At 69.7% G+C, this 19,366-nt stretch carries 18 protein-coding genes; 10 read left to right on the top strand and 8 right to left on the bottom strand.

Translation table 11 applies throughout. The features are described 5' to 3' along the window. Positions 1-140: 140 nt before the first annotated feature. Both ABKA17_RS15410 and ABKA17_RS15405 read left to right on the top strand, forming a co-directional pair. A complete protein-coding gene (locus ABKA17_RS15410) occupies positions 141-2,276 on the top strand; it encodes an ATP-binding SpoIIE family protein phosphatase (RefSeq protein ID WP_353692597.1) in 2,136 nt (711 codons plus the stop codon). 156 nt (positions 2,277-2,432) lie between these two features. Then, positions 2,433-3,305 (top strand): BRO family protein, encoded by an 873-nt coding sequence (locus ABKA17_RS15405; RefSeq protein WP_353692596.1) that lies wholly within the window; start codon positions 2,433-2,435, stop codon positions 3,303-3,305. An 81-nt stretch (positions 3,306-3,386) separates the two neighbouring features. Here ABKA17_RS15405 and ABKA17_RS15400 read toward each other — a convergent pair whose 3' ends face one another. From ABKA17_RS15400 to ABKA17_RS15390, 3 genes are all read right to left on the bottom strand, one after another. Further along, on the bottom strand, positions 3,387-4,076 hold the full coding sequence (locus ABKA17_RS15400) for a hypothetical protein (protein WP_353692595.1): 690 nt from the start codon (positions 4,074-4,076) through the stop codon (positions 3,387-3,389). 82 nt (positions 4,077-4,158) lie between these two features. Then, positions 4,159-5,130, bottom strand: coding sequence for a pirin family protein (locus ABKA17_RS15395; RefSeq protein WP_353692594.1), 972 nt, complete (start codon positions 5,128-5,130; stop codon positions 4,159-4,161). A 113-nt stretch (positions 5,131-5,243) separates the two neighbouring features. Further along, positions 5,244-5,708, bottom strand: a complete 465-nt coding sequence (locus ABKA17_RS15390) for an SseB family protein (RefSeq protein WP_046261114.1) — start codon at positions 5,706-5,708, stop codon at positions 5,244-5,246. Positions 5,709-5,887: 179 nt separating this feature from the next. Between ABKA17_RS15390 and ABKA17_RS15385 the strand changes: the two genes are divergently transcribed. The 4 genes from ABKA17_RS15385 (at position 5,888) to ABKA17_RS15370 (ending at position 10,492) form a co-directional block, all read left to right on the top strand. Further along, complete coding sequence (locus ABKA17_RS15385) at positions 5,888-6,754, top strand: intradiol ring-cleavage dioxygenase (RefSeq protein ID WP_353692593.1); 867 nt, start codon at positions 5,888-5,890, stop codon at positions 6,752-6,754. Between the two features lie 137 nt (positions 6,755-6,891). Further along, a complete protein-coding gene (locus ABKA17_RS15380; protein WP_353692592.1) occupies positions 6,892-8,718 on the top strand; it encodes an acyl-CoA dehydrogenase in 1,827 nt (608 codons plus the stop codon). Positions 8,719-8,853: 135 nt separating this feature from the next. Then, positions 8,854-10,173, top strand: coding sequence for a M18 family aminopeptidase (locus ABKA17_RS15375; RefSeq protein ID WP_353692591.1), 1,320 nt, complete (start codon positions 8,854-8,856; stop codon positions 10,171-10,173). A 67-nt stretch (positions 10,174-10,240) separates the two neighbouring features. Then, the gene (locus ABKA17_RS15370) at positions 10,241-10,492 is read left to right on the top strand and encodes a DUF6458 family protein (protein ID WP_353692590.1); all 252 of its coding nucleotides are present in this window, start codon (positions 10,241-10,243) and stop codon (positions 10,490-10,492) included. Here the strand turns inward: ABKA17_RS15370 and ABKA17_RS15365 are convergent. Both ABKA17_RS15365 and ABKA17_RS15360 read right to left on the bottom strand, forming a co-directional pair. After that, complete coding sequence (locus tag ABKA17_RS15365) at positions 10,480-12,315, bottom strand: NHL domain-containing thioredoxin family protein (protein ID WP_353692589.1); 1,836 nt, start codon at positions 12,313-12,315, stop codon at positions 10,480-10,482. The two genes, ABKA17_RS15370 and ABKA17_RS15365, sit on opposite strands and share 13 nt — an antisense overlap. Before the next feature lie 29 nt (positions 12,316-12,344). After that, positions 12,345-12,743, bottom strand: a complete 399-nt coding sequence (locus tag ABKA17_RS15360; protein WP_353692588.1) for a cupin domain-containing protein — start codon at positions 12,741-12,743, stop codon at positions 12,345-12,347. Positions 12,744-12,796: 53 nt separating this feature from the next. Between ABKA17_RS15360 and ABKA17_RS15355 the strand changes: the two genes are divergently transcribed. Continuing rightward, positions 12,797-13,780 carry a helix-turn-helix domain-containing protein gene (locus tag ABKA17_RS15355; RefSeq protein WP_353692587.1) on the top strand — a complete coding sequence of 328 codons (984 nt, stop codon included), beginning with the start codon at positions 12,797-12,799 and terminating at the stop codon, positions 13,778-13,780. A 154-nt stretch (positions 13,781-13,934) separates the two neighbouring features. Beyond that, complete coding sequence (locus ABKA17_RS15350) at positions 13,935-14,432, top strand: LURP-one-related/scramblase family protein (protein WP_353692586.1); 498 nt, start codon at positions 13,935-13,937, stop codon at positions 14,430-14,432. Between the two features lie 19 nt (positions 14,433-14,451). Here the strand turns inward: ABKA17_RS15350 and ABKA17_RS15345 are convergent, their stop codons facing one another. After that, complete coding sequence (locus ABKA17_RS15345) at positions 14,452-15,246, bottom strand: carbon-nitrogen family hydrolase (protein ID WP_353692585.1); 795 nt, start codon at positions 15,244-15,246, stop codon at positions 14,452-14,454. Positions 15,247-15,427: 181 nt separating this feature from the next. On the opposite strand from ABKA17_RS15345, the gene ABKA17_RS15340 reads away from it, so the two are divergent. Beyond that, complete coding sequence (locus ABKA17_RS15340) at positions 15,428-16,252, top strand: maleylpyruvate isomerase family mycothiol-dependent enzyme (protein WP_353692584.1); 825 nt, start codon at positions 15,428-15,430, stop codon at positions 16,250-16,252. A gap of 64 nt (positions 16,253-16,316) precedes the next feature. Here ABKA17_RS15340 and ABKA17_RS15335 read toward each other — a convergent pair whose 3' ends face one another. Beyond that, positions 16,317-17,609 (bottom strand): MFS transporter, encoded by a 1,293-nt coding sequence (locus ABKA17_RS15335; protein WP_353692583.1) that lies wholly within the window; start codon positions 17,607-17,609, stop codon positions 16,317-16,319. Next, positions 17,606-18,256 (bottom strand): GntR family transcriptional regulator, encoded by a 651-nt coding sequence (locus ABKA17_RS15330; RefSeq protein ID WP_353692582.1) that lies wholly within the window; start codon positions 18,254-18,256, stop codon positions 17,606-17,608. Before ABKA17_RS15330 ends, ABKA17_RS15335 begins: the two co-directional genes overlap by 4 nt. A 260-nt stretch (positions 18,257-18,516) precedes the next feature. Between ABKA17_RS15330 and ABKA17_RS15325 the strand changes: the two genes are divergently transcribed. After that, positions 18,517-19,365: a D-alanyl-D-alanine carboxypeptidase family protein gene (locus tag ABKA17_RS15325; protein WP_353693000.1), complete on the top strand. Its 849-nt coding sequence runs from the start codon at positions 18,517-18,519 to the stop codon at positions 19,363-19,365. Position 19,366: the final 1 nt, after the last annotated feature.

Below are 19,366 nucleotides of genomic sequence, written 5' to 3'. Positions count from 1 at the left end.
TCCCCGACAAGGAACGGGCCATGGTGCCCGGACCTCCCAAGGGTACCGGCCGCCCCAAGATCGGCTCCCCACCATTAATCGCGGCCGCTGTCCCCCGTCATCGGTGGCAGCCCCCGATCACCTCTCCCTACAGTGGGGCAATGCGCACTGGTGAGCCCCTGCCCGCCGTGGGGGACGTCCTCGCCGCCCTCGCTACCGGCCTGTGGCACTGGGACACCGCAACGGGCCTGGTCACCGTGGACGCCGAGGCCGCACGCCTGCTCGGCCTGCCCGCCGAGCCGACCACCCTCACGGAGGTCCAGGCACGCGCGCGTATGCACGCCGTCGACTGGAACGAGATCACCGGCGTCGTCCAGCTCGCCGTCGCCGAGGGCACCCTCGCCGAGGTCCGCATCCGGATCATGGACGAGCGGAACCGGGTGGTCCGCGTCGTCCGCAGCCGCTCCAACCCCTCCTACGACCCCGAGCGCCGCGCCTTCGTCCTGATAGGCACCCTGCAAGAGGTCACCGAGCCGTCCCCCGGCACCCCGGCCGCCCGCAGCGCGGTCACCGGCGACTGGCGGCGCTCCAGGGAGGCGTTCCTGCTGGACGCGGGGCGCGCCCTGGCCGAGGCCCGCTCCACCGAGGAGGTCCTCCGGGTCGCCGCGGGCCTGTCGATGCCGGGCTTCTCACCGGACGGCCTCGCGGTCTTCGGCGTGGAGGGCGACCGCCTGAAGATCATCGGCCACCACGGCCAGCAGCCCGGCGACGAGGGCCCCTTCTCCCACATGGCCCTGGACACGGACTACCCAGCCGCCGAGGTGGTCCGCACCGGCCGCGCGGTCTACCTCTCCGCCCCCGAGCACTACCGCCACCGCTACCCGGTCACCTGGCCCCTCGCCGCGCACTTCGGCCGCCACTCCTGGGCGTTCCTGCCGCTGACCGTGGCCGGCCGCACCATGGGCGCCTGGATGGCGGCCTTCAAGTACCCCGTCGCCTTCACCCCCGACGAGCGCTCCGTCCTCACCACGGTCGCCCGCATGCTCGCCCAGGCCCTGTCCCGCGCCGAAGCCGCCGAGTCGGCCCGCGAGCTCACCGACGGCCTCCAGCGCTCGATGCTCCCCAAGCTCGGCCCCGAGATACCGGGCATGAGCGTCGCCGCCCGCTACGTCCCCACCGGCGGCGGCCTCCAGGTCGGCGGCGACTGGTACGACATGATCCCGCTGCCCAGCGGCCGCTTCGCGCTGGTCATAGGCGACGTCCAGGGCCACGACGTCCACGCGGCGGGCCTGATGGGCCAGCTCCGCATAGCCCTGCGTGCCTACGCCTCGGAGGGCCACCGCCCCGACGCGGTCCTCTCCCGGGCCTCCCGCTTCCTGCACGGCATGACGTACGACGCCGACGACTCCTCCGACCTGCGCTTCGCGACCTGCCTCTACGTCGAGGTCGACCCCGCCACCGGCTGCCTGGACATCGCCCGCGCCGGCCACCCCGACCCGGCGATCCGCATGGCGGACGGCACCGTCCTGGTCCGCCGCACGGACGGCGGCCTCCCCCTCGGCATCGACCCCGACGCCGACTACCCCACGACCCGTCTCACCCTCGAACCCGGCGAGACGATGATGGTCTGCACCGACGGCCTGATCGAGACGGGTGGCCACGACCTGGACACGGGCTGGCAGCGCGTCCGCACGATCCTGGAAGAGCACAAGGGCGACCTGGAGGAACTGGCGGACGCCCTGGTCCAGGCGGTCCACGGCCCCTCCTCCCACCACACCACGGGCCCCCTGGCGGACCGCCGCGAGGACGACATAGCGGTCTTGTTGCTGTGCCGCGAGGGGGAGGGCTGCGGCTGCGGCGACACGGTGACGGTGACCCCGCAGGTCCGCCGCACGATGCTGACGGTGGCCCAGGCGGAACCGGAACGAGTGGCGGTGGCCCGCCAGCAGCTGAAGGAACTCCTCCACGACTGGGCCTCGGACGACCAGGTCGACTCGGCCGTCCTGCTCCTCTCGGAGACGCTGACGAACGTACTGGTACACACCGACGCCGACGCCCTGCTCCTGGCAGAGGTCCGGGGCGACCCGGGAGACCGCCGCATGCACGTCGAGGTCACCGACACCAGCGACGACCTCCCCCACAAACGCCGCCCCGGCGAACTGGCCTCGTCCGGACGCGGGTTGATGCTCATAGAACTCCTCGCCGACGCATGGGGCGTCGACCCACGCGGCGAGGGCAAGAGCATCTGGTTCGAACTCTACGAATCGACGCCGCCCGCACCGGAAGCCTCTGGGTAACGAGCCCGCAGTTGACCAGCAGCCCACAGCAACAGGCCGCTGACCTGCCGACATGGGCAGAATCGATTGTTCTGCCCCTCGTTCGGATGAACATCCTTACTTAGGACGTGAGTTGCAGGTCTGTCTACCTAGCGTCCGAGGTGGAGGTGATGCTCGATGGACGAGCAGAACAACACACAACGGCCGGACGCGATCGACATCAACGACTTCGTGTTCGCGGCCACGGGGGTACGCGTACGGAGGCTGACGATGCCGGACGGGACGCACTGGTTTCCCGCGGCGGACGTACTCAAGGAGCTGGGGTACAGCAATCCCCGGAAGACTCTGGCCGACCATGTCCCCACAGAGCACCGAGAGACTCTTGAGAAAGTAACTGGAGGGCACGGTCTCAGCATTCCCGCAGGTCGGGAGTGGCGCCGAGACATGAATCTCGTGCACCTCCAGGGTCTGATCCGGTTGGTCAACGGCTGCACCAAACCATCGGCTCAGCCCTTCAAGGCCTGGGTCTCCGAAGTCATCGCCACCATCCAGCGCGACGGCTCGTACACCCTGGAACCGGCCCCCGTGCAGCCCGCTGCCACCGACTGCACCGCGTACGTCGTGCCCCAACAGCTCGCTGACGCCCTCGTCCGGCTCGAGGAGCGCAGCATCCAGACGAACGAGGCACTACGGCAGATCAACAACAGCCAGAACACGATCGTCGAGGTACTCCGGGACATCGCCCAGACTCTCCGAGGTCGCAATGATCTCGCCCGCACCGTCCAGGCACCGGAGTTGACGCCCGAGCAGCTCCTGTCCAACTGGAGAACCAGGAACCTGGTCGTCACCGAGGACATCCACACGGTGGCCGCTCACCTGGCCCCTGCCCTCCTGCACGGCGGCGCCGACTACACCGTGGAGGAGATCGCCGTGTGCACCGGGCTGTCACCCGCCCGGGTCCAGAACAGCCTGGAGCTGCTGTCCGAGCACGGGTGCGTGCGGCAGGTGGGTCGCGCTCCGGACGGCGCGCCGTTCTACGTACTGCCGTGATCCGGTAGCGCCCACGCAGGAAAGGCCCGAAGCCGCAACCCAAACTTGCGGCTTCGGGCCTAGTCGTACCGTACCGAACAACTACTCCTCCGCCGCCGGACGAACCACCATCACCACCCCCGCGAGTACGACCCACACCGCCATGAGCAGAACCGTCAGCCACGCGCTGAACGGCCCCGCCAGGGACAGCACCGCGATGACGAAGGCGGACCAGCCCAGCCACACCGGGAGCGCGCCGGTCGTCACCGAGGCGCGCCAGACCGCGAAGAGCAGGACCGCCGCGCCGAGCATGGCCGCGATGTAGCCGCCGTAGGAGACGTCGAAGAGCAGGAGCGCGACCATGGCGGTCTCCGGGCCGACGACGAACGCGTCCGTGTTGTTGGCGGAGATGCCGTAGATGGCGCCGGCGATCGTCCCGACCAGCAGCATCGCGGTGAAGACGGACCCGCCCAGCAGAACCAGCGCGGACCGGCCACCGGCGAGACGGACCAGGCCCGCCAGGAACCACAGGAACAGCAGGGCCGCCGCCAGCATCAGCAGGGTCATGGCCTCGGTGAGGTCGAGGTTCCCGCCGTCGCGGTAGAAGGCGACCGTCTTGCGCAGACCGTCCTTGCCGTCGTACTCCGGGCTGATGTTGTACGTCACCAGCAGCGACACCAACATCAGTACGCCCGAAACGATCCCGGCGACCCCGGGCCAGTGAATCCTTCGAGAAGTCGTGGCAGCACTCGCGGCACTCGTCATGGCGGCCTCCCACGCGTAGAGGTTCACGCGAGGATCCCGAAACAGGACTCTTTTCCATTCTGCCCCTCAGGTCACCCGAGAGGCAGAACGAACGACCGCCGCGAAGGCCCTACAGGCCACCCTCCGACATTCCGTGCACCGCCGGGATCGTCCCCAGGCGGCCCTTCTGGAAGTCGTCGAAGGCCTGCTGGAGCTCCGCCTGGGTGTTCATGACGAACGGCCCGTAGTGCGCCATCGGCTCACGGATCGGCTGACCGCCGAGGAGCACGACCTCCAGGTCCGGGGTGTGCGAGTCCTGCTTCTCGTCCGCGCGGACCGTCAGTGAGCCACCCGCGCCGAAGACCGCTGTCTGACCCAGCTGGATCGGACGGCGCTCGGCGCCCACGGCACCCCGGCCCGCCAGCACGTACGCCAGACCGTTGAAGTCCTCGCGCCACGGCAGCGTGATCTCCGCACCCGGCGCCAGCGTCGCGTGGATCATCGTGATCGGGGTGTGGGTGACACCGGGACCCTCGTGACCGTCCAGCTCACCGGCGATCACCCGAAGGAGCGCACCGCCGTCCGGCGTCGTCAGCAGCTGCACGTTGCCACCGCGGATGTCCTGGTAGCGGGGCGCCATCATCTTGTCCTTGGCCGGGAGGTTCACCCACAGCTGGAGACCGTGGAAGAGGCCGCCGGACATGACGAGGGACTCCGGCGGCGCCTCGATGTGGAGCAGGCCCGAACCGGCCGTCATCCACTGGGTGTCGCCGTTGGTGATCGTGCCGCCGCCACCCTGGCTGTCCTGGTGGTCGAAGATGCCGTCGATGATGTAGGTGACGGTCTCGAAGCCGCGGTGCGGATGCCAGGGAGTCCCCTTGGGGGCACCAGGCGCGTACTCCACCTCCCCCATCTGATCCATCATGATGAACGGATCCAGATGGCGGTAATGGATCCCGGCGAACGCCCTGCGCACCGGGAAGCCCTCACCCTCGAAACCGCTCGGCGCGGTCGTGACACCGAGCACGGGACGGGCCACGGCGTCGGCCGGGGCGGCCACTCGCGGCAGCGTCAGCGGGTTCTCTACGGTCACTGCGGGCATGTCGGTACCTCCTTGTGCGTCCAGTTTAGTTGAGCATTGAACTTTCTGCCACCCTGAACAGAGAAAGCCCGGAGGGCATTCCCTCCGGGCTCCCGGTCGTACCTCCGACGGACTCAGCCGTACATCCGGCGCATCGCGAACTCGACCATCTGCTCCACGGCCTTCGCGTCGAAGACCATGCGGTGCTCGCCCTCCATGTCGAGGACGAAGCCGTAGCCGGTCGGCAGGAGGTCGATCACCTCCGCCCCCGTGATCACGAAGTACTTGGACTCCTTGCCCGCGTACCGCCGCAGCTCCTTCAGCGAGGTGAACATCGGGATCACCGGCTGCTGGGTGTTGTGCAGGGCGAGGAATCCGGGGTTGTCGCCGCGCGGGCAGTAGACCTTCGACGTGGCGAAGACCTGCTGGAAGTCCTCCGCCGCCAGCTGCCCCGTCGTGAAGGCCCGCACCGCGTCCGCGAGGGACGGTGGGGACGGCTCGGGATACAGCGGCGGCTGCTGGCCGTACCCGCCCGGCATCTGCTGCTGCGGCGCGGCGTACTGCTGCTGCGTACCCGCGCTCTGGTCGTAGCCGTACATGGGCGCAAGCGTACCGAGAGCCGCCGGAGGGCGGGCCGCTACGGGTGGGGTCGGTGCAGCGGCGGGATCGACAGTGACTTGACAGCCGCGGCGTGGTGTTCTCGCCGCCGACCGCCCATAACGTCTGTCGTGTCAGACAAATCACCGAGACACGGCACCGCACGGGCGAGGGGACAGCCATGCACCGACACCACGGCGACGAGATCGACGAGGTCCACGAGCACGACAAGGGGCTCTCCTACGACCTTCCCGTCCTCGCCCGTCGCCGGATGATCCGGCTGATGGCGGGGGCGGGGGTGGGTCTGATTCCGCTGGTGGGCTGTACGTCGGAGGACGGGGGCGCCGCTTCCGCCCCCTCCCGTTCCTCGGCGTCCCCCGAAAGCTCCGCCGGAAGCTCCGCCGCGAGCTCCGCCGAGTGCGCGACGATTCCCGACGAGACCGCCGGGCCGTTCCCGGGCGACGGCTCGAACGGGGTGAACGTCCTGAAGGAGAGCGGTGTCGTGCGCGGCGACATCACCAAGAGTTTCGGTGACTCCGCGGGCGGCACCGCCGAGGGTGTGCCTCTGACCGTCACGCTGACGGTGGTGGACGCGGCCTCGGGGTGCGGGACGCCGAAGCAGGGCGCGGCCGTATACATCTGGCACTGCGACCGGGCGGGCGACTACTCCCTGTACTCCGAGGGGATCGCCGACGAGAACTATCTGCGGGGTGTGCAGGAGACCGACGCCGCCGGGCGGGTCACGTTCACGAGCATCTTCCCCGGCTGCTATCCGAACCGCTGGCCGCACATCCACTTCGAGGTCTACGGCAGCCTGGAGGACGCCACGGCGGCCACGTCGATCACGAACACCTCGCAGCTCGCGCTCCCCGCGGACGTCTGCGACGCGGTGTACGCGACGGAGGGCTACGAGGAGAGCGTGCCGAATCTCGCCGAGCTCTCCCTGGACTCGGACAGCATCTTCCGCGACGGCTACGACCAGCAGCTGGCGGCGGTGAAGGGCAGCGTGGCCGAGGGGTACACCGCGACGCTCACCGTTCCGGTGTGAACCGTCACAGATGGCCGGATCAGGGTTGCGGTTTATTACTGGCGGGTAGCATCATCGTATCGAAGCTACTTGTTGGTACGTGAACTAGCGCGAGGATCCAGTGCCTCGCCCGTCTCTTCTCTACGGGAGCCGTCGCCATGGGGCACTACAAGTCGAATCTCCGCGACATCGAGTTCAACCTCTTCGAAGTACTCGGCCGCGACAAGCTGTACGGCACGGGTCCCTTCGAGGAGATGGACGTCGAGACCGCGAAGAGCATCCTCGACGAGATGACCCGCCTCGCCGAGAACGACCTGGCGGAGTCCTTCACGGACGCCGACCGCAACCCCCCGGTCTTCGACCCGGAGACCAACACCGCGCCGGTCCCGGCGTCCTTCAAGAAGAGCTACAAGGCCTTCATGGACTCGGAGTACTGGCGCCTCGGCCTGCCCGAGGGCATCGGCGGCACCGTCGCCCCGCCGTCCCTGATCTGGTCGTACGCGGAGCTGATCCTGGGCGCGAACCCGGCCGTGTGGATGTACTCCTCCGGTCCGGCGTTCGCCGGGATCCTTTACGACGAGGGCAACGACGTACAGAAGAAGATCGCCCAGATCGCGGTGGAGCGGACCTGGGGTTCGACCATGGTGCTCACCGAGCCCGACGCCGGGTCGGATGTGGGTGCGGGTCGTACCAAGGCCGTGCAGCAGGAGGACGGCTCCTGGCACATCGAGGGCGTGAAGCGGTTCATCACCTCCGGTGAGCACGACATGGAGGAGAACATCCTCCACTACGTCCTCGCGCGCCCCGAGGGCCACGGCCCGGGTACCAAGGGCCTGTCCCTCTTCCTGGTCCCGAAGTACCTCTTCGACTTCGAGACCGGCGAGCTGGGCGAGCGCAACGGCGTGTACGCGACGAACGTCGAGCACAAGATGGGCCTGAAGGCCTCCAACACCTGCGAGATGACCTTCGGCGACCAGCACCCCGCCAAGGGCTGGCTGATCGGCGACAAGCACGACGGCATCCGCCAGATGTTCCGCATCATCGAGTTCGCGCGGATGATGGTCGGCACGAAGGCGATCTCCACGCTGTCGACGGGCTACCTGAACGCCCTCGAGTACGCCAAGGAGCGCGTCCAGGGCTCGGACCTGGCCGCCTTCGGCGACAAGGCCGCGCCCAAGGTCACCATCACCCACCACCCCGACGTCCGCCGCTCGCTGATGACGCAGAAGGCGTACGCGGAGGGCATGCGCGCCCTCGTCCTCTACACCGCCTCGATCCAGGACGCGATCGCCGTCAAGGAGGCCGCCGGCGAGGACGCGAAGGCCGAGCACGCGCTCAACGACCTGCTCCTGCCGATCGTGAAGGGCTACGGCTCCGAGAAGGGCTACGAACAGCTCGCCCAGTCGCTCCAGACCTTCGGCGGCTCCGGGTTCCTCCAGGAGTACCCGATCGAGCAGTACATCCGGGACGCCAAGATCGACACCCTGTACGAGGGCACCACGGCGATCCAGGGCCAGGACTTCTTCTTCCGGAAGATCGTCCGCAACCAGGGTGCCGCGCTGAACGGTCTCGCCGAGGACATCAAGAAGTTCCTCGCGCTCGGCGAGGGCGGCGAGGAGCTGTCCGGCGCCCGCGAGCACCTCGCGAAGGCCGCGGTCGAGCTGGAGGCCATCGTCGGCCTGATGCTGACCGACCTCGCGGCCACCGAGCAGGACGTCAAGAACATCTACAAGGTGGGCCTGAACACCACCCGCCTGCTGCTGGCCTCCGGCGACGTCGTGGTCGGCTACCTGCTCCTCAAGGGCGCGGCCGTGGCCGCCGAGAAGCTGCCGACCGCCTCGCAGAAGGACAAGGCCTTCTACACCGGCAAGATCGCGGCGGCGAAGTTCTTCGCGGCCAACGTCCTGCCCGGCGTCACCGGCGCCCGCAAGCTCGCCCAGGGCGTCGAGCTGGACCTGATGGAGCTGGACGAGGCCGCTTTCTAGCCACCTCGCGGTACCGCTGGGCGCACACCCGTACGGCTCGTTCCAGGACACACCCGTACAGCTGCACCACAGCCTTCACAAGGGCCCCTTCCCGTCGCCGGGAGGGGGCCTTCGTACGTCGTTAAGGTGAACCCCATGAGCGAACCCTCCCGCTTCGACCGCGGTCACACCGACGACCTCATGTCCTTCCTGGCCGCCGGCCCCTCGCCGTACCACGCCGTGGCGAACGCCGCCGAGCGGCTGGAGAAGGCCGGCTTCAAGCAGGTCTCGGAGACGGACGCCTGGGACGCTGAGACATCGTCGGTCTCCGCCGCGGGGAGCGGCGGCAGGTTCGTGCTGCGCGGCGGCGCGATCATCGCCTGGTACGTCCCCGAGGGCGCCGAGCCGCACACGCCGTTCCGGATCGCCGGGGCGCACACCGACTCCCCCAACCTGCGGGTCAAGCCGCTGCCGGACGCCGGTGCGCACGGCTGGCGCCAGGTCGCCGTGGAGATCTACGGCGGGCCGCTGCTCAACTCCTGGCTCGATCGCGACCTGGGTCTCGCGGGCCGGCTGACCCTGCGGGACGGCTCGACGCGGCTGGTGAACGTCGGGCGGCCGCTGCTGCGGGTGCCGCAGCTCGCCATCCACCTGGACCGCTCGGTGTCGGCGGAGGGACTCAAGCTCGACAAGCAGCGTCACCTCCAGCCGATCTGGGGTCTCGGCGACGACGTCCGCGAGGGTGACCTGATCTCGTTCCTGGAGGAGGAGAGCGGGCTGACGGCGGGTGAGGTGACCGGCTGGGACCTGATGGTGCACTCCGTGGAGCCCCCGGCCTATCTGGGCCGCGACCAGGATCTGGTGGCCGGCCCGCGGATGGACAACCTGATCTCCGTGCACGCCGGGGTCGCCGCGCTGACCGCCGTCTCGGCCGGTTCGGACCTGTCCTGCATCCCCGTACTCGCCGCCTTCGACCACGAGGAGAACGGCTCCCAGTCGGACACCGGCGCGGACGGGCCGCTGCTGGGCAGTGTGCTGGAGCGTTCGGTGTTCGCGCGGGGCGGGTCCTACGAGGACCGGGCGCGGGCGTTCGCGGGCACGGTCTGTCTGTCGTCGGACACCGGCCACGCGGTCCACCCCAACTACGCGGAGCGCCACGATCCCACGCACCACCCGCGGGTGAACGGCGGGCCGATCCTGAAGGTCAACGTCAACAACCGCTACGCGACCGACGGTTCGGGCCGCGCGGTGTTCGCCGCGGCCTGCGAGAAGGCGGGCGTGCCCTTCCAGTCCTTCGTCTCCAACAACTCGATGCCCTGCGGCACCACGATCGGCCCGATCACCGCGGCCCGGCACGGCATCAAGACCGTCGACATCGGGGTGGCGATCCTTTCGATGCACAGCGCCCGCGAGTTGTGCGGCGCGGACGACCCGCATCTGCTGGCGAGTGCGTTGGCGGCTTTCCTGGAGGGATAGCCGCCGCGGGGCCGGGTACCCGCCGGTGCGGACCGGAACGACCGGACCGGACAGGGAGGCGACACTCATGGGCCTCGGCGGATGCATCATCCTCATCGCCGCGGGAGCCATCCTCACGTTCGCGACCGACTGGGAGATGCAGGGCGTCAATCTCGACCTGGTCGGCGTCATCTTCATGATCGTCGGACTGATCGGCGTCGCGACGTTCAGCAGCATCGCCAAGCGGCGGCGCGTGGTGGTACCGCCCAACACGCCGGTCATCGACGAGGGGCGGCACCCCGGGCGCCGGGACGGCTACAGCGACGGTTACGGCGCCTGATCGGTGGCCTCGTCCATTCCGGCGAGGACGAGGGGCAGTCGGTTGGCGCCGCGTTCGGCGAGCCTGACCGGCACGTCCCAGTCCTGCTGGTGGACATGGCAGGCCGGGTATGTGTTCGCGGGGTCGTCGTCGCAGGAGGCGGCCGTCGCGGAGACACGCAGGACCCCTTCGGGAACTGCCGGATCGAGACGCAGGGTGCGGGAGAGTTCGGTGCCCGCGCCCTGGCCCTCGACGAGCAGCTCCGGCGGGCTGGCGGACACCAGCAGCCGGGTCGAGGGCCCGTACCGCGTGTCCGGCTTCTGTCCCGCCGGGGCCTGGAAGACGACGTCCAGCAGCAGTGTGCCGGGCGCGACCTCGGTGACGGCGCGCCGCGTGCGACGGTCCGTCGCCCGCACTCTCAGGGCCTCCTCGGGCAGCCGCAGCCAGGTCAGCCGGTGCCGGGCGGACTCCACGACCACGAGATCGTCGCCGACGAGGACCGCGCCGCTGGGCTCACGGAGGTCGGTGGCGAGGGTGGTGACCTCGCCGGTCGCCGGGTCGTAGCGGCGCAGCGCGTGGTTGTACGTGTCGCTCACCGCGACCGAGCCGTCGGGCAGCGCGGTGACACCCAAAGGGTGCTGGAGGAGGGCTTGTTCGGCGGTGCCGTCGCGGTGCCCGAAGTCGAAGAGCCCGGTGCCGACGGCGGTGTGGACGGTGCCGTCGGGGTCCACCCAGCGCAGGGCGGAGCTCTCGGAGTCGGCGATCCAGAGCCGGTCGGGGGTGGCGGCGAGCCCTGAGGGCTGGGCGAACCGGGCCTCGGCGGCGGGGCCGTCGCCGAGTCCCTCGTCGGTGGTGCCGGCCGCGACCGAGACCGTCCCCTCGACCGGGTCGTACGTCCACAGCTGGTGGATGCCGGCCATGGCGATCCACACCCTGCCCTGCCACCAGGCCACGTCCCAGGGGGAGGAGAGGTCGACCTCGCGGGCCGGTCCCGAGGTGTCGTCTCCCCGCCTCCACGGGTAGCCGGTGCCGGCGAGAGTGGTGGTGCGGCCCGACTCCGGGTCGAAGCGGCGGATGCGGTGGCCGGCCGTGTCGGCGACGACGACGGAGCCGTCCGGCAGCAGAGCCAGCCCCTGCGGCTCGTTGAAGCGCGAGCGGACCCAGGTGCTGTCGGTGTAACCCCGGCTGCCCTGTCCGATCCGCCGCACCACGGTCTCGCCGTCCGGCTCCAGCTCGACGAGCTGATGCCGGGTGGTGTCACTGACCAGGAAGTTCCCCGAGGGCAGGACGAGCGCCTTGCCGGGAAACCGCAGCACCGTCGGCTCCGGCTCCGGTGCTACGTACGGCCCGTCCCCGCGCCGCAGCGTGCCCTTGGCCTCGTGCTCGGCCACCAGCTCGGTGACGAGCCGGTGGATCGCCTGCACATGCCCCTCCCCGGAGTGCTGCGCGACGACGTACCCCTCGGGGTCGATCACGACCAGCGTCGGCCAGGCCCGCACCGCGTACTGCCGCCAGGTCGCCAGCTCGGGATCGTCGAGCACGGGATGCCCGACGCCGTACCGCTCGACCGCGTCCGCCACCGCCCGGTGCTCGGTCTCGTGCGCGAACTTCGGGGAGTGCACGCCGATGACGACGACGGTGTCCCGGTGCTTCTCCTCCAGCTCGCGGAGTTCGGCGAGGACGTGGAGGCAGTTGACACAGCAGAATGTCCAAAAATCGAGAACGACGATCCGGCCCCGCAGCTCAGCGAGGGTGTACCGCCGGTCGCCCGTGTTCAGCCAACCGCCCTTCCCGACCAGTTCGGGAGCGCGGACACGGACGCGGCGGCGTACGGAGTCGCTCATGGATCAAGAGTGCCACCCGGCACTGACAGTCACCGTCCCGAGCCGAGCGGGGTCCCGGTGGTGGCGTGCACATGGTCGGGTACCTCGTCGTGGCGGTCGCCGACGGTGGAGGTGCCGGTGGGTTCGAGGACGAGGATCGCGGAGGGCACGGGCGCGTACGGCTTGTGTTCCGTCCCGCGCGGGACGGTGAAGACCGAGCCCCTGGGCAGGACGACGGTCCGCTCACCCGCCGGTTCGCGCAGGGCGATGTGGAGTTCGCCGTCCAGGACCAGGAAGAACTCGTCGGTGTCGTCGTGGACGTGCCAGACGTGTTCGCCCTCGACCTTGGCGACGCGTACGTCGTAGTCGTTGACGGCGGTGACGATCCGGGGGCTCCACTGCTCGCTGAAGGAGGCGAGGGCCTTGTCGAGGGAGATGGGTTCGCTCATGTCCGTCATCGTCGGGCGTGACGGCACCGGCGCACGAGTGCTAGGAATCGCATATGCCGCAAGGATCCTCGCAGCAAGCTCCGCACCGGGTCACGGTGATCGTCGACGAGGGCACGAACCCCTTCGAAGTCGGGGTCACCACCGAGCTGTTCGGGCTGCCGCGGCCCGAACTGGGTCTTACGGGACCGTTGTACGAGGTCACGCTGTGCACGCCGACCCCCGGCGTCCGGATGAACCACGGCTTCTTCACCCTCACCGGAGTGCCGGGACTGGAGGCCGTGGACGGGGCGGACACGCTCGTGGTGCCGGGCCGTCCGGACAACGTCGTACCGCGCGGGGCCGCCGTACTCGACGCCATCCGGCGCGCACACGCGCGTGGCGCCCGCGTCATGAGCCTGTGCACCGGGAGCTTCGCCCTCGCGGAGGCGGGTCTGCTGGACGGGCGGCGGGCCACGACGCACTGGCTGTGGGCACAGACCTTCCGCGCGCTGCACCCCCGGGTCCTGCTCGAACCCGATGTCCTCTTCGTCGACGACGGTGACATCCTCACCGCCGCGGGCAGCGCCGCCGCGCTCGACCTCGGGCTGCACATCTGGCGCCGCGACCACGGCGCGGAGGTCGCCAACGCGGTGTCCCGGCGCCTCGTCTTCGCCGCCCACCGCGACGGCGGTCAGCGGCAGTTCGTGGAACGCCCGGTGCCCGAGATCCCGGACGAGTCCCTGGGGCCGCTGCTGGCCTGGGCCCAGGAACGGCTCGGCGAGCCGCTGACCGTGGCCGACCTGGCGACCCGCGCGGCACTCTCCCCCGCGACCCTGCACCGCCGGTTCCGCGCCCAACTCGGCACGACCCCGCTGGCCTGGCTCACGGGCGAGCGGGTGGCCCTGGCCTGCCGGCTGATCGAACGGGGCGAGGAACGCCTCGACGTGGTCGCCGCCCGAAGCGGCCTGGGCACCGCCGCCAACCTCCGCGCGCGCGTACGCCGCGAGACAGGGCTCAGCCCGTCGGCCTACCGACGCCGCTTCGGCCCGTCGGCTTAAGCGGCCGGGTGAATCCACTCCGGTCAGGGCAGCGCCCCGAAGGGGCGCGGGGAACTGCGCGACCAGCCAAGACGGCGCCGCAGACGAAAATCGACCCGTCCGCCGCACGTCCAGCGACTGCGTTCCGGCCCGCCCGACGGGGAAGCCGTACGGCATGAGATTCCTCGTACGCGACCGACTCCTCGGCTTCGGTGACGACTACTGGATCGAGGACGACCAGGGCAACAAGGTGTTCCTGGTCGACGGCAAGGCGATGCGGCTGCGGGACACCTTCGAGCTGAAGGACACCCGGGGCCGCGTCCTGATCGACATCCGGCAGAAGATGTTCGCCCTGCGGGACACCATGCTGATCGAGCGGGACGGCGAGCCGCTGGCGACGATCAGGCGCAAACGCCTGTCCCTGCTGCGCAACCACTACCGCGTCGCCCTGGCCGACGGCGGCACCGAACTCGACGTCAGCGGGAAGATCCTGGACCGGGAGTTCGTCGTCGAGTACGACGGTGAGGTCCTGGCCGTCGTCTCCCGGCGCTGGCTGCACATCCGCGAAACGTACGGCGTCGACGTGGTCCGGGAGGACGCGGACCCGGCGCTGCTGATCGCGGTGGCGGTGTGCGTGATCCACCTGGCGGAGAAGGAACGGGAGTCCGACTGAGGCGCGGGGCCCGCCCGTTCTAGCGTCGGGGGGTGTCCAGGCCCAGCATCCGGTCCTTCAGTGCCGGGAACTGATCCCGTGTCACCGCCACCTTGCCGGGGTCGAGCTCGACCGTGAGGACCTCCTCGTCGGCGCCGGCCTCGGCCAGCACCTCGCCCCACGGATCGACCACGATCGAGTGACCCGCCTGTGGAACTCCCGCATGTGTCCCGGCCGTTCCACAGGCGAGCACGTACGCCTGATTCTCGACCGCCCGCGCCTGGGCCAGCAGCGTCCAGTGCGCCCGGCGGCGCTCCGGCCAGCCCGCGGGGACGACCAGGGTCTCGGCGCCGGCGTCGACGAGACCGCGGAAGAGTTCGGGGAAACGGAGGTCGTAGCAGGTGGCCAGGCCGAGGGTGGTCTCGGGCAGCCGGACCGTCACCAGGTCCCGGCCCGCGCCCATCAGCACGGCCTCGCCCTTGTCGAAGCCGAAGCGGTGGATCTTGCGGTAGGCGGCGATCAGATCACCGGAGGGGGAGAAGACGAGCGAGGTGTTGTAGAGCGTGCCGTCGGCGGCCCGCTCGGGCACGGACCCCGCGTGCAGCCAGACGCCCGCGTCGCTCGCGGCCTTCGCCATGGCCTCGTGCGTCGGCCCCTCCAGCGGCTCGGCCTCGCCCGCGAAACCCTCGTAGGCGAACGCGCCCGTGGTCCACAGCTCGGGGAGGACAACGAGATCGGCGCCCGCCTGATCCCGTACGAGCGTGGCCACCCGACGTCGGCGCGATTCGACCGATTCGCCCTCACTTACGGCGATCTGGATCAACGAGGCGCGCACACTACCACCGTCCTGGCATTCGAGCCGTCCACACCGGCCTACGATCGTCACACGAAAGCACTGCCGGGGTGCCTCACAGCAGCGTAACTTAGCGTTTCAAGACACCCGCCGACAGCCACCACCTCCACTGGCAACGCCGCCATCACCAGCCCGTGCTCCGACCGCCGAGGGGTCCCGTTCCGTGAGTCTGCATCCCACCCTCCAGCCCTACGCCGACGCCTGGACCCACTCCATCGAAGCGATATCCGAGCTGGTGAATCCGCTGGTGGAGGGGGAGTGGAACCGGCGCACCCCGTGCCCTGGCTGGTCGGTGCGGGATGTCGTGTCACATGTCATCGGTCTGGACACCGAGATGCTGGGCGACCCGCGCCCCATCCACTCGCTGCCGCGCGACCTGTACCACGTCACCAACGAACATCAGCGGTACATGGAGATGCAGGTCGACGTCCGCCGCCACCACACGGCGCCGGAGATGACCTCCGAGCTGGAGTACGTGATCATCCGCCGCAACCGTCAGCTGCGGAACGAGTCGCGGGATCCGGGGACGAAGGTGCGCGGCCCCCTCGGCTCCGAACTGACGCTCGAAGAGTCCATGCGCAAGCACGCCTTCGACGTCTGGGTGCACGAACAGGACCTCCGCGCCGCCCTCGGCCGTCCCGGCAACCTCGACTCCCCCGGCGCGCACATCGCCCGTGACGTCCTGCTCGCCGAACTCCCCGCCGTGGTCGCCGAGAAGGCCGACGCCCCGCGCAGCTCGGCGATCGTCCTCGACGTCCACGGCCCGATCGAGTTCCTGCGCACGATCCGCGTCGACATCCAGGGCCGCGGCACCCTCGAGACGGCCCCCGCCCTCGGCCCCGCCGCCACCCTCACCCTCGACTGGGAGACCTACGTCCGCCTCGCCTGCGGCCGCGTGACCGCGGAGGCGGTACCGGACCGGGTGAAGGCGGAGGGCGACCCGACGCTGACGGCGGCGATCCTGCGGAACTTCACGGTCACTCAGTAGCGCGGGCACCCGGTGACGGGACTGGGGGCGGCAGCCCCCAGCTCCATGGACGGAAGCCCCAGCTCTACGCCGGTACGTGCACCGTCTCCACCCGGCTCGCCACCAGCCGCTCCCGCTCCCTGCGGATCGCCCGCCTGCGCAGCCGCATGATCTGGCTGATCCCGAGCGCCTGGAGGACGAACACCGCGGAGAAGGCGACGCGGTAGTCGCCGCCGGTCGCGTCCAGGAGCACCCCGACGGCGAACAGCGTCGTCATCGACGCGACGAAGCCGCCCATGTTGGTGATGCCGGACGCGGTCCCCTGCCGCTCCGGCGGGTTCGCGGGCCGCGCGAAGTCGAAGCCGATCATCGAGGCGGGCCCGCACGCGCCCAGCACCGTGCAGAGCACCACGAGCAGCCACATCGGCGCGTGCTCGCCCGGGTAGGCCAGCGTCGCCGCCCAGACCAACGCCGTCGCCCCCACGGTCCCCAGCGCGAGCGGCAGCCGCGCCTCGTGGTGCCGGGCCACGACCTGGCCGTAGACCAGGCCGATCACCATGTTGGAGAGCACGACGAGGGTCAGCAGCTCACCGGCGGTCGCCCGGGACAGGCCCTGTGCCTCGACCAGGAACGGCAGCCCCCAGAGCAGCAGGAAGACCATCGCGGGGAACTGGGTCGTGAAGTGCACCCACAGGCCCAGTCGGGTCCCCGGCTCCCGCCAGGAGGCGGCGATCTGGCGTCGTACGTAGGCCGCGCCCTGGTGCGGGAAGGGCTCCGGCTCGTGTCCCTCGGGGTGGTCCTTGAGGAAGAGCAGCAGCAGGACCAGCACGACCACACCGGCGAGCGCGCTGCCGGCGAAGGCCGCGGTCCAGCCGATGCCGTGCAGCAGCCGGGCCAGGACCAGGGTGGAGACCAGGTTGCCCGCCATGCCGACCAGTCCCGCGAACTGCGCGACCAGCGGCCCGCGCCGGGCCGGGAACCAGCGGGTGCCGAGCCGCAGCACGCTGATGAACGTCATCGCGTCACCGCAGCCCAGCAGCGCGCGCGAGGCGAGGGCCATGCCGTACGAGGGGGAGAAGGCGAAGCCCAGCTGTCCGGCCGTGAACAGCACCACCCCGATGGCCAGCACCTTCTTGGTGCCGAGCCGGTCGACGAGCAGGCCCACGGGTATCTGCATGCCCGCGTACACGAGCAGCTGGAGGATCGAGAAGGTCGACAGGGCGGAGGCGTTCACATGGAAGCGGTCGGCGGCGTCGAGGCCGGCCACCCCCAGCGACGTACGGAAGATGACGGCGACGAAGTAGACCGAGACGCCGATGCCCCAGACGGCCATGGCACGTCGTCCACCCGGCGGGTCACCCGGAAGGGTGGTGTTCATCGGACCTCCCCTCGGGCCAGATGGGAGAACCACTCGACGTGCCCGTGGATGAGGCCGACGACCGCCTCCGCGTCGCCGGAGCGCAGCGCGTCGAGGATCTGCTCGTGCTCGGCGAGGGTCTTGGTGATGCGGTCGGGGTGGGCGTGCATCACGGCGACGCCCATCCTCAGCTGCCGGTCGCGGAGCTGGTCGTAGAGGCGGGAGAGGATCTCGTTGCCCCCGCTGCGGACGATCTCGGCGTGGAAGCAGCGGTCGGTGACGGCGGCGCCCGCCAGGTCTCCGGCGGCGGCCTGCTCCTTCTGCTGGGCGAGGAGTTCCTCGAGCCGGGCGATGAGCAGCGGCGACGCCGGTACGGCCTTGCGCGCGGCGTGCTCCTCGACGAGCTGGCGGGTCTCCACCACGTCCGCGATCTCCTGCGCGGAGACGGGCAGGACCAGCGCACCCTTCTTCGGGTAGAGCTTGATCAGCCCCTCGACCTGGAGCCGCAGCAGCGCCTCGCGCACCGGCGTCCGGGATACCCCGACGGCCTCGGCGAGCTCGCCCTCGGTGAGCAGGGTGCCACCCTCGTAGCGGCGCTCCAGGACGCCCTGTTTGACGTGGTCGTAGACGCGGTCGGCGGAGGACAGGGCGGGCGGGGCTGAAGGCATGCGCACATCATAGATACAACACGTACGCATGATGTGGATCCGTCCATCATGCGGACCCAGGGGCATCTTCCGACAGAGAAATCGCATCCCACCCCAACGGCCGCACAACCTTCTGTGCTACTTAGTCGTCAGACACATGCGGCCCCCACTGCTTTCGAACTCAACTCGGCCGCACGCCAGGGGCATTCAACGTATTCGGGGTACCTCACTTGATAACCGGCATTCAGGGCAACCGTATTCGCAGAGCCGTAGCCGTGGCCGTGACCACCGGCGCGATGCTCGCCACCGGAGCCCTCACGACGGCGCCCGCGCAGGCGGTCACCGCGCCCACCATCACCGCCAAGGGCGGGTTCCTGATGAACGGCGCCACCGGTGCGACGCTCTTCGCGAAGTCCGCCGACACCAAGCGCCTCACCGCGTCCACCACCAAGGTCATGACCGCGAAGGTCGTGCTCTCGCAGTCGAACCTGAACCTGGACGCCAAGGTCACGATCAAGAAGGCGTACAGCGACTACATCGTCGCCAACGGCGCCTCGTCCGCGGGTCTGATCGTCGGCGACAAGGTCACCGTCCGTCAGCTGCTGTACGGGATGCTGCTCAAGTCGGGCTGCGACGCCGCGATGGCGCTGGCCGACAAGTACGGCTCCGGGACGACCGTCTCGGCCCGTACCAAGAGCTTCATCAGCAAGATGAACACCATGGCCAAGAGCCTGGGCATGAAGAACACGAAGTTCGACTCGTTCGACGGCATCAGCAAGGGCGCCAACGCCTCGACGCCGCGCGACCTGACGAAGCTCGCCCGCAGCACGATGAAGAGCTCCACCTTCAAGACGGTCGTCAAGACCAAGCAGTACACGGCCAAGACGATCACGAAGACCGGTTCCACCCGCACCATGGCGGCGTGGAAGAACACCAACCTCCTGCTCGGCTGGAACGGCACGCTCGGCGTGAAGACCGGCTCCGGCACCGAGGCCAAGTACTGCCTGATATTCGCCGCCACGCTCAACGGCGAGTCGGTGATCGGCACGGTCCTCACCGCTCCTGACGAGGTCAAGCGCACCTCGGACGTGAAGAAGCTCATCAACTACGGCTACGCGAAGATCAGCTGAC

This window comes from Streptomyces sp. RG80 (genome assembly GCF_040446465.1).
Classification (GTDB): domain Bacteria; phylum Actinomycetota; class Actinomycetes; order Streptomycetales; family Streptomycetaceae; genus Streptomyces.
This window is presented reverse-complemented; position numbering and strand designations above follow the sequence as displayed.

What these genes read in the sequence shown, in the direction of transcription:
- ABKA17_RS15355 (WP_353692587.1), top strand. Translation starts at nt 12,797, where the DNA reads ATGCCGCAAGGATCCTCGCAGCAAGCTCCGCACCGGGTCACGGTGATC.
- ABKA17_RS15350 (WP_353692586.1), top strand. Translation starts at nt 13,935, where the DNA reads ATGAGATTCCTCGTACGCGACCGACTCCTCGGCTTCGGTGACGACTAC.
- ABKA17_RS15380 (WP_353692592.1), top strand. Translation starts at nt 6,892, where the DNA reads ATGGGGCACTACAAGTCGAATCTCCGCGACATCGAGTTCAACCTCTTC.
- ABKA17_RS15395 (WP_353692594.1), bottom strand. Translation starts at nt 5,130, where the DNA reads ATGCCCGCAGTGACCGTAGAGAACCCGCTGACGCTGCCGCGAGTGGCC.
- ABKA17_RS15370 (WP_353692590.1), top strand. Translation starts at nt 10,241, where the DNA reads ATGGGCCTCGGCGGATGCATCATCCTCATCGCCGCGGGAGCCATCCTC.
- ABKA17_RS15335 (WP_353692583.1), bottom strand. Translation starts at nt 17,609, where the DNA reads ATGAACACCACCCTTCCGGGTGACCCGCCGGGTGGACGACGTGCCATG.
- ABKA17_RS15410 (WP_353692597.1), top strand. Translation starts at nt 141, where the DNA reads ATGCGCACTGGTGAGCCCCTGCCCGCCGTGGGGGACGTCCTCGCCGCC.
- ABKA17_RS15385 (WP_353692593.1), top strand. Translation starts at nt 5,888, where the DNA reads ATGCACCGACACCACGGCGACGAGATCGACGAGGTCCACGAGCACGAC.
- ABKA17_RS15390 (WP_046261114.1), bottom strand. Translation starts at nt 5,708, where the DNA reads ATGTACGGCTACGACCAGAGCGCGGGTACGCAGCAGCAGTACGCCGCG.
- ABKA17_RS15330 (WP_353692582.1), bottom strand. Translation starts at nt 18,256, where the DNA reads ATGCCTTCAGCCCCGCCCGCCCTGTCCTCCGCCGACCGCGTCTACGAC.
- ABKA17_RS15405 (WP_353692596.1), top strand. Translation starts at nt 2,433, where the DNA reads ATGGACGAGCAGAACAACACACAACGGCCGGACGCGATCGACATCAAC.
- ABKA17_RS15365 (WP_353692589.1), bottom strand. Translation starts at nt 12,315, where the DNA reads ATGAGCGACTCCGTACGCCGCCGCGTCCGTGTCCGCGCTCCCGAACTG.
- ABKA17_RS15360 (WP_353692588.1), bottom strand. Translation starts at nt 12,743, where the DNA reads ATGAGCGAACCCATCTCCCTCGACAAGGCCCTCGCCTCCTTCAGCGAG.
- ABKA17_RS15375 (WP_353692591.1), top strand. Translation starts at nt 8,854, where the DNA reads ATGAGCGAACCCTCCCGCTTCGACCGCGGTCACACCGACGACCTCATG.